Here is a 12675-nt window from a genome sequence, read left to right as displayed (position 1 = left end):
CTTAAAATAATTCTTGGTGGTAGGGAAAATATAAATGAAATTAAGGAAAATTATATTGAAACCCTTGAAATAATAAGAGTTAGAGGATTAAATGATTTAGACAGTTTGAATCGATTTATGGGACTTCGCAATTTGTTAATAGAAGATCAGATTCAAATTTTCAAAATTAACTTGCAAAATAATCTTAATAAACTAATGGATTTGAAATTATTAAACTGCAAACAATTAAATAGCTTAACTGGACTTGAGAATTTAAGGTCAATAAACCAAATAAGAATTTATAAAACCGATATTGATTTCAATTCTCTGATCAATGAACCACTTCCTAAAACATTAAAGATTTTTGGTTTCTATACAACCAAAACTAAGATAGATAAAGAGATAGAAAAAACTCTTATAAATTCGGGATACAGACTCACATCTTTTGAATGAGGACTCGATGAAGGCGCTGACTTCCTATAACACCATCTTCATGCTTCGGGAGGGGCATTACGAGGAATATTAACTTTTTTCATTACGCTAACGGGCAGGATAATTGAAAGAACAAATTGAAAGAATATAGTTAACGGAGGGGATAAGGAATGAATATTTATACGGTATCGGTTTTTAAAAGTGTTAAATCAGAAGTTATATTTATGTTCCCGATGGGATTCAATAAGGATGGTATAAGAATTGGATTAAATAAGTTCTCCATATTTAATCCTCCCTTTCACAGTGAGGAGATTGGCGCCGCATTGAAAAAATGTTTTTCTATAACTATAAATAAAAAATACAGTCCTGCCGATTACGGTTCTGTGTTTGATTCAGCGACAGGCATAAAGAGCTACAACAGGTTTGTTAAGGAGTACACCATGCTATCCATACAGTCCAACCCAGAAGTAGGCTATATTATAAGACCTCAGCAACGATCTAAAGATAACTCCTATGTACCATTAGAGGATACATCATATGCCTCAAGTTTTAATAAAGAAGTTTCGGAAATTGAGCTTGGAAAAGCGGTCGATAAGGCATTTAATTACGCTAAATGAGGATAAACCTACCTGGTGCGTTTGAGCTAACGGGAAACGATAGTTGAATAACTCATATGGATGAGCAGGCGCTGAGGTTGCCTGCTCTTTTAGTAAACTAACTGGCAGTTATGCGCAAAAAATAAAATTCGTCTTCGTAATTAGAAGGAAGTCTGCTGAGTACAGCGACTCTTATGACGTTATCCAGGAGGAATGGCACATATTTCAAAAAATTAGAAACCTATTCAAGACTCGACGACTTAAACATGAATTAGAATTACTCAAACCAATACATGTCATTTTGCATGAAAATAAAGAAGTCTTTGAAGATCATTGGCAAGCAAGAAAAGAAGCGTATGAATCGCTACCGGAAGAAGATATTCAAAGTATTTTAGTCTATACTCATAAGAAACTAAATGAATTATCAAATTATTTGAATACCATTAAGTTCAATAAACGGTCAAAGGATATTTTATTCTTCTTTACGGACTATGTAGATCATTTATTGAAATATCACAAAAATAAATTTGATATGAGGTATCACCTACAATACATGTATTGTTATAGTGAATTATTGCTAGGATCGCAAAGGTATATAACGATTAAAAATAATTTAAGAGAAATTGAAAGGGGTTCGAGGAAGACGATTCATTAAGCTAACGGGTAACGATAGTTGAACAAACATGGAGTAGTTTGCTGCGGCAGCTGCTCCATTTCTTTGTTAAACTAACGGGCAGGTTAGCGTGGCGATGGGTTACATGAGTTTTATAAAAGTGGTATAATATTCCATATAAACCGAATTGAGAGGGGATTTGGAATGAGCACAAACAACATCCATGAAACCCAGCCCGAAAAGGAACATTCGTACAGTAACGATAATTATGTCGATGAGAACCTTCGCTCTATTCAAAGTGTTGAGGGTGGAGGACCAATGAAAAAAATAGATCTAAATTCAATGCCGCGTCCTCTAAAGATCTTTGGCTACTTTGTATTTTTAATTTTAGTGTTAATGGGTGCGGTAGCAGTCTTGATTAGTTTTATTCGTTAAATTTAACAACATCACCACGCTGCTCAACTAACGGGGAACTATAGCTTAACATTTACTATGACGAGGCTGCCGGTATGAATCGGCAGCCTCGTTGAGCTAACGGGCAGTTTACATCAATCCGCAAGTTTTATTTAGAACAATTTGATAAATGATCGGAAGTGACTAATGAACATTCGTCTGTTGAATGACTCTGATGCCCAAATGTATAGAGAAGTAAGGTTGCGTGCATTGAAAAATGACCCCGATGCATTTGGATCAACGTATGAGCAAGAAGAAACTAAACCACTGGGGCACATTATAGAAAGGATACACCATACAAAAGATAAATTTACATTGGGATGTTTTGACGACAGTAACATATTAGTTGGCATTGTCAATTTTTCACGTGAAAACAGGCTTAAGACGGCACATAAAGGAAACATTTACGGTATGTACGTAGAGCCTCTATTTCGAGGACGGGGGGTAGGTAAAGCCATTCTATTAGCCTTGATTGAAAGAGCAACAAAAGAATGTGAAGGGTTGGAACAGATTCATTTGACGGTTGTGTCTAATAACAAATCAGCAAAACGCTTATATGTCTCGATGGGGTTTGAAGTTTACGGTATAGAACCACATGCATTAAAGTTTGATGAACAGTATTTCGATGAAGACTTAATGATTTTAAGATTGCGATTTTTAAACTAAAGGGTAAGATAGCTCAATGAACCGCCTTTTCAGCAATGTGATTTCTTATGGTTAAATATCAACATTAGAATTAAACATAGCCTTATTATTAAGCTAACGGGCAGTTTAGTGTGGTGGTTACTTGGTTAGGTAATTAAGAGTTATCGGTGACCTCATAATACGAACGGGCAGGATAGTTTATATCCCCTAGCGAATTTCTCATTTAGTGAGATATGTCAAGAGCAAAATAGAGAAGGTTGAGGTAAAAACTATTATCATGCAAGATCCATCAGTTAATGAACTTATGAGTTATTACGTAGACTCTCTAGAAGATTGCGGTTTGCTAACTGCAGATGAGTCTGAAATCGAAAGTAGAATTTTTGAAGAGTTTAATATTGGAGCAATAACTTTTTTACATAATATTAACCTGATGAAACTTAAAGAAGCAGGCTTAATTAATGATCAGATTATGAATCAAAGTGCCGAGTTACGAAAGAAATTCCTAAGTCTACAAAATAGCGATAAGTGGGATGCCAAGTCTGTAAAAAGTGAGTCCGAATGGCGGGAAGTTTTATTGCTTGCTGATGAAATTAAAGAATTGCTTGGTTCTGAAAAATAAGGCGTTAGGCTAACGGGTAACGATAGCGCAATTAAATGCAAGGGAGCCTGTCAATGACCGATTGCTTATTCCGACGAATACGGAGGGAATACATTGTCTTTAGAAATGGGAATTACTGGTTTATGGTCCATAGATGACTTATATGCTCCGGGCGCTATGGAGGATGTTATTGTTACTTTCCTCCCCAATGGTGAAGGTTGGTTGTACTTTGCTCATCCATGCCAAAATATTGTGGAAAAGTTCAAATGGGAAATCGATGAGTGCGATTTACTTCACATTAAAGGAACGACGACAACAATGTTCTATGATGTAGACGAAGGTGACGAGTTAGCGATGGATAGCTTTTTTGATGAAAGATCCGATTTGGAAATCCTCGATGTAAAGGTATGTATTAAGAAAGAGCATACTCCACGCGGGGAAAATGAGGTGATTACATTTTCAAAACCATTGTGGTTTACAGATAACAAATTTGCATTAGTACATAGAGAATTCACTCGTATTAAACCTCCTTCATTTAGTTATAGTTGGCGCTCAACTAACGGGTAACGATAGTTTAACAATCATGGAGCAGTTTGCAGCGGCAGTTGCTCCTTTTTTAAAATTCATTGTGAGGTACTAAAAGTGGATGTGGTAAAAGGAAGAACGTGGAGACTTGAACAGTTGCTTAACCAACAGAAGAAGAGAGAAGTTGTTGAATTTGGAGTATTGTTTGACGTATGTACCGAGGCACTAGGGGCGGGTACAGCTATTATATCAGAAGATAAGAGCAAAGAGATATATCATTTCATTGAGAAAACTTATCCATTCACTTCTTGGGCTCGGATAGATTGGGAACAAATTCGTTTTTTCTCCTATCAGGTTTGTTATAGAATTTCATCATGAAGGAGAAGTAATACTCGGTTTCGAGAACCAGACACTATCCTAAGCTAAAGGGCAGTATACTGCGATTAGAGGTTAGGTATTTGATGGTTGAGAAAATCGTAATGGAGGTGTGATGTGAAAAAATATACATGCCCATGTTGCGGTTACAAAACGATAGAGAGTGACGGAGATTATGAAATCTGTCCAGTATGTTTTTGGGAAGATGACCCTTTTCAAAAAATGAACGAATATGATTTTGGAGCCAATAAGATACCATTGGTAGAGGCACAAAAGAATTATCTGAGGTATGGTGCTTGTGAGAAAACAGCGACTCAATATGTTAGAAGGCTAACAGAGCAAGACAAAAGAAACCCTGATTGGGCGCCTGTTAATGATAGTATGTACGAGTTTAAGCTTGCTTGTCGTAAGTTTATTGAAGGTACGTACAGTATCGCTGAATTGCAACATAATTTTTCCTGGATAACAGTGCCTGAAGATATCGCAGGAGAGTTGAAACAAGTAGATAACAACTTAGATATGATTAGATATTGTACTTTGGATTACAAGCAGCGAGATGAAGCGTTGGATGTGCTCAATGAATTTCTAAAAAAAATGAATATTACCGATATAAACCATTAAAGTCCAAGCTATTAGAATGTTAAGAGGGTGGGGTAAGCTTGAAATATAATGAACTTTCAGAAATATTTGTTAATGATTTCCCAAAATTCAGGCTTAACCTAATTGAACATGAGGCATTATATGAGGAAGTTCTTAACCATGTGTTTTTTGGTAGTTTAAATGATTTTTTGATCGAATTACTAAGAAAAAATATTGAAACCGAGTTAATAATACGATTGTTTGAATTTTATGAGAGGATGGAATTAAAGGGAGATACTTTAGTTAAAGAAGTTTTGTCTTGCACTATTCTAGAGAGGCTTGGGGATGAAAAAGAAATACTAGAAATTGCTTATAGTTATATGGGTAAAGAAACAAGAAAAGCATCGGATAATACTGAAAGAGAATGGGGGAGATTATGAGAATTTCATTAACAATAGTTTTACGAGATGTCAGAATATTTTTAGCCGATTTACTTACCGCTGGGGGTTGAGGACGTATTTCAGCTCCCTCGAAATGATGATGGGCAGTCGGAAATAAGGGTGAATACTCATCACCAATATTGTTCCATATGTCCACGTCTCCACTTTACCCTAGCGATTCTCGCTCCCATGTCGGGGCTGGTCATAGCCCTTTCATTCCTTCGTCACATCTAAACTAAGGACGAAGATCCTTACGGGCAGCAATATCCGACCTCCACCTCATGGACAGGTTGAATGAAGGAATGTGGGAGCATAGACTCTGTGAGATATGGGAGGGTTGACCTCCATGAGACGATGTGGAGATCTAAAGGTGCGACCATAAATCTTCCAAAAGTCCATTTTTTTAATCGAGTGGTCTGGGTGGAGAGGCTTTTTGCACATTTTTCACTCCATATTTTACACCATCTACAATCTTGTTCCATTCAATGGATGTCTTATACGAAAGGAAAACGTTCAAAATTTTAGAAAACATGAGCATTTAAGAGAAAAGTGATTCTCCATAGAGGGAGTTTAGTTTAATAAGGCTTGTAAGAAACGTGTACCTTGAAGGGATTATTTATTTACAACTAGAATGTTACAAATACACTAAATTCTAAGGAAGTGGTTAGATGAGTTATGATCTTCATATTACTAAGGCAGAGCATTGGATATATAGCGAAAAAAATCCTATAACAGATAAAGACCTAGAGAAGGTTTCTGATCTCTTAGACACATATAAGGGAGTACCTTTTCTATATCAAGGTGGTAGGTTTATATTAAGTGGTGCTGACGAAAGGGTAATCGGATTATGATAGAAATTGCAAATAGAATAGATGCTCGGGTTCAAGGAGGTGAGGGAGAATACTACAACAACGACGAAAATAAATATCCGCAACCTCCCGAATACCTAAAGCAGGATTTAAATGAACATGAAGTCGATATTCCTGATGAGAAAAAACGATTTGTTGAATCTCTTGGTGTCTGTGATGAGATTCAACATCCTAAATATGGTACAGGTAAAATTATAGAAATAATAGGTGAAGGAATGGATACAGAGTTTGTAGTAAAGTTTATTGATAGAGAAAAGACAAGACGATTACTAGCTTATTACGCACCAATAAACTTCTAAATAACCTTATTTCATTAAGCTAACAGGTAACGTTAGTTTAATGACAACAGTGGCAGTCTAAGACTTTATTTATCAAGACTTGGTCTGCCGCTGCTTTATATTAATGGATCTAATACTTTATTCTCACCGAAAAATTTTTCTAGCATTTACAAACCATAAGCAGGTTTCCGTCGGGGTCTTTAAAGCTGAAAAAGTGACCATGTTCAATTTCGCTTACAAGCTCTACATTCTTATCACGCATGAACTGAAAAGCAGCATGGATGTCATCCGTATTAAAATGAAAAATAGGTGTTCTTGCATAAGTATCTTCTGTATAGATTTTACTGTCTAAAACAAGGTTTTGGCCGTTGTTATCTAAAGGAATACAGCATAAATGACCTGCAATGATATCATAGATAGGCTCTAATTCAAGAATGGAGCAATACCACTCACGAGCCTTTTCAATATCGCTAACCGTAACAAAGATTGCTCCTACTCTATTCATAATAATACCCATCGTTAAACACTCTCCTTTAATTTTACATTTATTCTATCATGCATTGAGGGCTAGCTCACATCATTTCTTCCATTATTATCAAAAAAAGAGGTTATTCCAATTGCTCGGAATAACCTCTTTAACTTATTGATCGCGAAGCAGCTTCTTATCAAGAATAAATGTGCCAAACGGAAGGAAAGCTGCGATAAATGCTGCTGCTGCCTTGAGAATCGACCAGCGGTGTTTAATCCATACATGGAAGACAGCAAGGATATAAAGAACGAATAAGAGGCCATGAAGTCCGCCTACAATAGTCACGGGTTCTGGAATATCAGCCCAGTATTTGAGGGGCATTGCTATTAAAAGCAGTAATAGAAAAGATAACCCTTCGATGAAACCAACGACCCGCAGACGACCCATTGCGGTTTTAAGCATTAAAAAACCTCCAATTAATAAGATTACGAGCGAGGCTCTAGTCCTGCCCACAATAGTTCTACGATTTCGAACGCGGCTTGTTCCACTGTTTTTTCATTATTAATGATTTCTTTACGATTTCGAACAGTTAACATGGCCGTAAAGATATGAGCAAGCAGCATCGAATCACCCCGTTTGATTTCGCCCTCGTCCATTGCCTTCTGAAATACACTCCCAATTAATTCGTGTATCGCTTGCTCGCTCGTACGAATGCTCGTAATTTGCTCCTCAGTCAAACCGCTGGAAGCTTCTCGCATCATCGTTTCAAACTCAACATGAGCATTGTTCATATGGCGTTCAGCAACAACAAGCATTCTTTCCTTCAGCGACCCAGTGCTGCTAACAATTTTTGAAGTTTGATCATAAGCCATCTTTAGAACAAATTGAAGACATTCCGTGAACAAAACGCTTTTATTATTAAAATAATAATAAACGCTTGCTTTAGTAACCCCGCATGCTTGGGCTACACTTTCTAATGAAACTTTTTCGAAACCTTGCTCCATAAATAAAAAGGCTGCTGTGCGCAAAATTTGCTGCATCGTCTGAATTGAACCTGTGCCTTTGGGCCGGCCTGGTTTGCGTTTTATTTGGTCCTCGCTCATCGACATGCCCTCCATTCATCAAATTGTAATAAATATGAATTGATTAATTAACCTTTCGGTATATATAATTAAATTATCGCTTGAGTTAATTTTAAACGATATTAGTCGTAATGTGAAATGGAGGATTTGTCAAATGATCGAAAGATTAGCAGGAATGGTCGCTGGACGACGTACAAGGTGGATAACATTAGTTGCGTGGATTGTATTAGCCGGGCTGCTAACTGTATTTCTGCCAGCTGTGGGCGACAAAGAAGTAAGCAATGCTCCAAACCTAGAGGCTGACAGCCCGTCTGTTGTCGCTGATGAGTTAATAAAAGATAAGTTTCCAAGCTCCTCTGGCATTCCAGCATTGGTGGTCTGGCATCGAGAAGGTGGCTTAACAGAAGCGGATTATGCGCTTATTCAAAAAACGACGCAGAAGATTGTTGAAAATCCGTTGAAAGAGCAAGGCGAGGTTATACCTCTTCATCAAATGCCTTTACCTGCTTTGCAAAAATTTGCTTCTGAAGACGGAACGACACTCGTTCAGCCGATTCAGTTCGGTGAAGCAACAGAAACTGAAGTTTTGAAGGAAAATATTGAGTCCATTAAAGCTATCATCGGAGAAGCATCAGGTAAAGAACCTTTTTCCGTACCCATCGATGATGATGCTGAATTAAGCGTGCGTGTCAGCGGTCCTGTTGGGATTTCGGTTGATGCAACCGATTTGTTCAAAGGAGCGGATGTATCACTGATGATCGCAACAGTACTTATCGTACTAGTCTTGCTGCTCCTCATCTACCGCTCACCGATTCTTGCTATCATTCCATTAATTGGTGTTGGATTTGCTTATGCTGTTACAGGACCATTGCTTGGCTTTATGGCAGGTGAAGGTTGGATAACGGTGGATGGTCAAGCTATATCCATTATGACTGTGCTCTTATTCGGAGCGGGTACTGATTATTGTTTATTTTTCATCTCGCATTTCCGTCAAGAGCTTACTCGTGAAAGTGACAAAATGAAAGCACTAAAACGATCGTTCAAGGACGCCTCAGGTGCTATTGCAATGAGCGGCTTTACGGTAGTTCTTTCTTTGCTAGCTTTGCTTGCGGCTAAGTACGGTGCTTATGATCGCTTCGCAATTCCATTCAGTTTATCGATCCTTATTATGGGAATCGCAAGTTTGACGCTGGTTCCGGCATTGCTTTCGTTTATTGGAAGAGCTTCCTTTTACCCGTTTATCCCGCGTACAGATGCGATGGGGCATGCACATGCGGACAAAAAAGGAAAAGTGTACCGCAAGCCGAATTCGGAGAAAAAGCTCGGCTCCAAAATTGGAAATCTCGTAATAACGAAGCCGTGGATGGTCGTTATCACCTCGGTATTGATACTAGGAATTTTCGCAAGCTTCTCCAGTCAAATTAAATTTACTTATGATTTACTGTCTTCTTTTCCAAAGGATATGCCTTCAAGAGAAGGGTTTGAAGTGATTTCGAAGTCATTTACGCCAGGAGATTTAGCGCCGATTACAGTGGTTGCTGCGACGGATGGTGCAGTACCTGAATTAGCAGAAAAGCTTGCTGCTGTACCGCTTGTTGATCATGTTCAGGAGCCGCAGCCGAGCGTTAAAGACCCTAATTTACTATCGTATACGGTCATCTTGAATACGAATCCATATTCCCAGGAAGCAATGGAGACGATTCCGTTACTCCGTTCGGCAGCAGAAGCTGCGCTTACGAATGGCAGCATTGCTGAGGCTGATCAAAAAGTATGGATCGCTGGCCAGACAGCTACGCAATATGATTCCAAGGTGCTGACGGATCATGATAATAATGTCATTATTCCTTTAGTTATCGGACTCATCATGATTCTGCTGTTTGCTTATTTAAGATCCATTACTGCAACATTATACTTAATCGGCACTGTATTGCTGTCGTATGCAGCTGCACTAGGCTTAGGCTGGGTGATCCTGCATTACATCATGGGCGTTGATGCCATTCAAGGTGCAATTCCGCTTTATGCATTCGTTTTCCTCATTGCGCTTGGCGAAGATTACAATATATTTATGATCTCAAGCATTTGGAAAAAGAGCAAAACGCTGCCGCTGAAGCAAGCCATCAAAGAAGGGGTAAGCGAAACGGGCGGCGTTATCACTTCAGCAGGACTTATTCTTGCAGCTACGTTTGCCGTGCTTGCGACGCTTCCTATCCAAGTGCTTGTCCAGTTTGGCCTCATAACAGCGATTGGGGTGTTAATGGATACCTTTATCGTTCGTCCATTCCTCGTACCAGCTATTACGACTTTACTAGGCAAGAGAGCGTTCTGGCCAGTAAAAGTATCACTAATAGAGGAATCCAAGCAAAAGGCAAMAGGATAACAACTAAAAAAGCTGTTTCGATCGTAGCTTCCACTACGGGAGAAACAGCTTTTTCATTGCTAAAATGAAACATTTTCCCAAAAGAAACCGTCTTAACCTAAAGGCATAAATACCTGCTATAGAGAAAAGGTTGGGGGAGTAGATATGATCAATAAAAAACAGAGACTTTCAGTTGGATTCATTTTCATATTTTTTATTAGCAGCTTATTGATTATGCCATTGAATGTCCAAGCCTGTTCTTGCGTACAACCAGGTACGGTGGAGGAGAGCAAAATCAAAAGTGACGCAGTGTTTGAAGGAACGGCAACGTCTGTTAAAACATCCTCACAATCCTTGTTTCGTTCCTCTGAGAGAGCGGTCAAAGCCAGCTTCCAAGTCAATGAAGTGTGGAAAGGACATGTTGCTCCAACGCTTGAAGTGAAAACGGCTGAAAGCGAAGACAGCTGCGGCTATACGTTTAAAAAAGGAGAACGTTATTTGGTTTATGCAAAAACAACTGGAAAATCGCTACAAGCACTCTGCAGCGCAACATTATTGCATAGTGAAGCAAATGAACATATCAAGCTGCTTGGTATTGGTTCATTGCCTCCGCAGCCGGAGATCCCCTTGCATAAAACGGAAAGCTCATTAACACAAGGCTGGTACATAGGGCTTGGCGGTGTTGCTGTAGTATCACTCATCTCCGTATTTTATCGTCAACGAAAGCGATCTAAATCAAGAACATAGCAACGATCGTTGTCACACAAAGACCGATGAGCACCGGTTTTAAATTGCGACGCGCAAGTTCAAACGGATCTACCCCGCAAATGGCTGCAGCAGGGATAAGCGCCCAAGGAATGATTGTACCGCCGCCTACCCAGATTGCAGCAACTTGACCAAGAGCCGTCAAAGTGGCAATCCCGGAGCCTATGGCGTGGCCAAAGAGCTGCGCGATCGAGCCTGCAAGCGAGATACCAGAGAAGCCTGAGCCATCAAGGCCTGTCACTGCTCCGACTACTGTTAACGTAATCGAGCCAACAACTCCATTAACGGGCACGACATGAGCAAGGGCAATGCCGAGGTCATTAACTATTCCGTGCGACGCTTCAGGAAGCTTGTCGCCGAACATGGCCAGAAATCCAGAGTCGCCCAAGTAAAAGAAAGCCGCAATCGGTATAACCGGTCCAAATACTTTGAAGCCGAATAGGAAGCCTTCAATTAAATAACTAGTCGTTTTCTCGAACCCTTTGCCACGGTGTGTCAGCATTGTAATGAACAGCATAATGAGTATGGCTGTTCCGCCAATCAGCGCAGTGGCATCACCGCCTTGAAGCTTAAGCACGAACATGGCTGCCACATCAAGTGCGAATAACAAAGGAATAAGTGCTGCGAGCCAGCGCTTTGTACTCAGTGACAGCGCATTCCGGTCGGCATCGAAGCTGGGGTCGTTTGATGGATCTGGCCCTGCGGCTGAAAGGACAAGTCCATCACGCCATGTACCAAGTTTCTGATCACGTCGCATTATCCAGTAGGCAGCGACGGTTGTGACAACCCCCATGACAATGACTAACGGAATGCTGGCCTGCATGACGGAGCTGACAGGAATACCAGCAGCATCCGCAGTAAGCTTGGGTGCGCCTTGGATGATATAATCACCAGACAAGGCGATGCCATGTCCGAATAAATTCATCGCGACTGCTGCTCCGAGTGCAGGCAGCCCAACACGCAAAGCTACAGGGAGTAAGACGGCACCGATGAGTGCAACCGCTGGCGAAGGCCAGAAGAAAAATGAGGTTACCATCATAATTAAGCCGATTCCCCAGAAGGCGAGCGCGGGTGTTCTAAGAAAACGGGTAAACGGAGATATCATAATCTCGTTTATACCGGTTCGAATAAGGATACGACTCATGGCGACGATGATGGATATAATTAAAATCGTTCCCAGCAATTCTTTTATGGCAAAGATAAAGCTGTTAAAAATACCGCTTACAGAACCGCTTGCCGATGTGGTTGCTAGTATTCCAATTCCTAAGATTCCGGCAATACAAATAAGCGTTGTATCGCGTCGCATCAGCATAAATCCAATGATTGCGATAATAAAGGTCAAATAAACCCAGTGAATCGCCGATAAATGAATATCCATCTCGATCATCTCCTTGTGACATACACGAAACCAGCATGAGCTGTTAATCGTACAGTAATGTATGCATCAACTCGAATAGGCGTTCATCTCGGTAGTAGGATGATTATGACAAGGAGGTTGCTTATGATTAAACGGGGCGTTTCGATAATATTGCTCTCCATAATGCTAATGACATCTGGGTGTGGTATTATTGATCAAGTAGGTCAAACGGTAAATTTTGCAACAGAAACGACGGATTACTTA

15 protein-coding genes and 2 pseudogenes are annotated in these 12675 nt (G+C 39.8%); 13 read left to right on the top strand and 4 right to left on the bottom strand.

All coding sequences use genetic code 11. The features are described from left to right. The 11 genes and pseudogenes from AB4Z50_RS32375 to AB4Z50_RS32325 all read left to right on the top strand — a co-directional run. Positions 1-432 (top strand): annotated as a pseudogene (locus tag AB4Z50_RS32375) (hypothetical protein); the annotation flags it as partial. 149 nt (positions 433-581) lie between these two features. Continuing rightward, on the top strand, positions 582-1028 hold the full coding sequence (locus AB4Z50_RS32370; RefSeq protein WP_441885870.1) for a hypothetical protein: 447 nt from the start codon (positions 582-584) through the stop codon (positions 1026-1028). A 796-nt stretch (positions 1029-1824) separates the two neighbouring features. Further along, complete coding sequence (locus AB4Z50_RS32365; protein ID WP_441885867.1) at positions 1825-2055, top strand: hypothetical protein; 231 nt, start codon at positions 1825-1827, stop codon at positions 2053-2055. Between the two features lie 165 nt (positions 2056-2220). Next, positions 2221-2739, top strand: coding sequence for a GNAT family N-acetyltransferase (locus AB4Z50_RS32360; RefSeq protein ID WP_441885864.1), 519 nt, complete (start codon positions 2221-2223; stop codon positions 2737-2739). 256 nt (positions 2740-2995) lie between these two features. After that, a complete protein-coding gene (locus AB4Z50_RS32355; protein WP_441885861.1) occupies positions 2996-3337 on the top strand; it encodes a hypothetical protein in 342 nt (113 codons plus the stop codon). A 93-nt stretch (positions 3338-3430) separates the two neighbouring features. After that, complete coding sequence (locus AB4Z50_RS32350) at positions 3431-3883, top strand: hypothetical protein (RefSeq protein WP_441885858.1); 453 nt, start codon at positions 3431-3433, stop codon at positions 3881-3883. 75 nt (positions 3884-3958) lie between these two features. After that, positions 3959-4219 carry a CDI toxin immunity protein gene (locus AB4Z50_RS32345; protein ID WP_441885855.1) on the top strand — a complete coding sequence of 87 codons (261 nt, stop codon included), beginning with the start codon at positions 3959-3961 and terminating at the stop codon, positions 4217-4219. Positions 4220-4333: 114 nt separating this feature from the next. Further along, positions 4334-4588, top strand: a pseudogene (locus tag AB4Z50_RS32340) (CPCC family cysteine-rich protein); the annotation flags it as partial. A gap of 287 nt (positions 4589-4875) precedes the next feature. After that, positions 4876-5235 (top strand): DUF7674 family protein, encoded by a 360-nt coding sequence (locus AB4Z50_RS32335; protein WP_441885853.1) that lies wholly within the window; start codon positions 4876-4878, stop codon positions 5233-5235. Between the two features lie 668 nt (positions 5236-5903). Continuing rightward, the gene (locus AB4Z50_RS32330) at positions 5904-6086 is read left to right on the top strand and encodes a hypothetical protein (protein WP_441885850.1); all 183 of its coding nucleotides are present in this window, start codon (positions 5904-5906) and stop codon (positions 6084-6086) included. Further along, entirely contained in the window at positions 6083-6403 is a 321-nt protein-coding gene (locus AB4Z50_RS32325) for a hypothetical protein (RefSeq protein WP_441885847.1), read from the top strand. The genes AB4Z50_RS32330 and AB4Z50_RS32325 overlap by 4 nt, the downstream gene beginning before the upstream one ends. Positions 6404-6542: 139 nt before the next feature. Here the strand turns inward: AB4Z50_RS32325 and AB4Z50_RS32320 are convergent, their stop codons facing one another. The 3 genes from AB4Z50_RS32320 to AB4Z50_RS32310 all read right to left on the bottom strand — a co-directional run bounded on the left by AB4Z50_RS32320 (position 6543) and on the right by AB4Z50_RS32310 (position 7954). After that, positions 6543-6899, bottom strand: coding sequence for a VOC family protein (locus AB4Z50_RS32320; protein WP_441885844.1), 357 nt, complete (start codon positions 6897-6899; stop codon positions 6543-6545). A 123-nt stretch (positions 6900-7022) separates the two neighbouring features. Then, positions 7023-7313 carry a DUF3817 domain-containing protein gene (locus AB4Z50_RS32315; RefSeq protein WP_076269299.1) on the bottom strand — a complete coding sequence of 97 codons (291 nt, stop codon included), beginning with the start codon at positions 7311-7313 and terminating at the stop codon, positions 7023-7025. A 23-nt stretch (positions 7314-7336) separates the two neighbouring features. Beyond that, positions 7337-7954, bottom strand: coding sequence for a TetR/AcrR family transcriptional regulator (locus tag AB4Z50_RS32310; RefSeq protein WP_441885841.1), 618 nt, complete (start codon positions 7952-7954; stop codon positions 7337-7339). A gap of 133 nt (positions 7955-8087) precedes the next feature. On the opposite strand from AB4Z50_RS32310, the gene AB4Z50_RS32305 reads away from it, so the two are divergent. Together AB4Z50_RS32305 and AB4Z50_RS32300 are read left to right on the top strand one after the other, a co-directional pair. Then, the gene (locus tag AB4Z50_RS32305; protein ID WP_441885838.1) at positions 8088-10310 is read left to right on the top strand and encodes an MMPL family transporter; all 2223 of its coding nucleotides are present in this window, start codon (positions 8088-8090) and stop codon (positions 10308-10310) included. A 144-nt stretch (positions 10311-10454) separates the two neighbouring features. Beyond that, positions 10455-11036, top strand: a complete 582-nt coding sequence (locus tag AB4Z50_RS32300; protein ID WP_441885835.1) for a hypothetical protein — start codon at positions 10455-10457, stop codon at positions 11034-11036. Here the strand turns inward: AB4Z50_RS32300 and AB4Z50_RS32295 are convergent. After that, a complete protein-coding gene (locus AB4Z50_RS32295) occupies positions 11020-12432 on the bottom strand; it encodes a hypothetical protein (protein ID WP_441885832.1) in 1413 nt (470 codons plus the stop codon). The two genes, AB4Z50_RS32300 and AB4Z50_RS32295, sit on opposite strands and share 17 nt — an antisense overlap. Positions 12433-12675: the final 243 nt, after the last annotated feature.

This window comes from Paenibacillus sp. 2TAB26, assembly GCF_052115145.1.
GTDB lineage: Bacteria > Bacillota > Bacilli > Paenibacillales > Paenibacillaceae > Pristimantibacillus.
Note: the sequence above shows the minus strand (reverse complement) of the source record. Positions and strands in the feature narration are given on the sequence as shown.

Excerpts from the sequence above, each read along its gene's own strand:
- AB4Z50_RS32320 (WP_441885844.1), bottom strand. The coding sequence starts at position 6,899 with ATGGGTATTATTATGAATAGAGTAGGAGCAATCTTTGTTACGGTTAGC.
- AB4Z50_RS32370 (WP_441885870.1), top strand. The coding sequence starts at position 582 with ATGAATATTTATACGGTATCGGTTTTTAAAAGTGTTAAATCAGAAGTT.
- AB4Z50_RS32360 (WP_441885864.1), top strand. The coding sequence starts at position 2,221 with ATGAACATTCGTCTGTTGAATGACTCTGATGCCCAAATGTATAGAGAA.
- AB4Z50_RS32300 (WP_441885835.1), top strand. The coding sequence starts at position 10,455 with ATGATCAATAAAAAACAGAGACTTTCAGTTGGATTCATTTTCATATTT.
- AB4Z50_RS32330 (WP_441885850.1), top strand. The coding sequence starts at position 5,904 with ATGAGTTATGATCTTCATATTACTAAGGCAGAGCATTGGATATATAGC.
- AB4Z50_RS32315 (WP_076269299.1), bottom strand. The coding sequence starts at position 7,313 with ATGCTTAAAACCGCAATGGGTCGTCTGCGGGTCGTTGGTTTCATCGAA.
- AB4Z50_RS32325 (WP_441885847.1), top strand. The coding sequence starts at position 6,083 with ATGATAGAAATTGCAAATAGAATAGATGCTCGGGTTCAAGGAGGTGAG.
- AB4Z50_RS32365 (WP_441885867.1), top strand. The coding sequence starts at position 1,825 with ATGAGCACAAACAACATCCATGAAACCCAGCCCGAAAAGGAACATTCG.
- AB4Z50_RS32295 (WP_441885832.1), bottom strand. The coding sequence starts at position 12,432 with ATGGATATTCATTTATCGGCGATTCACTGGGTTTATTTGACCTTTATT.
- AB4Z50_RS32310 (WP_441885841.1), bottom strand. The coding sequence starts at position 7,954 with ATGAGCGAGGACCAAATAAAACGCAAACCAGGCCGGCCCAAAGGCACA.
- AB4Z50_RS32355 (WP_441885861.1), top strand. The coding sequence starts at position 2,996 with ATGCAAGATCCATCAGTTAATGAACTTATGAGTTATTACGTAGACTCT.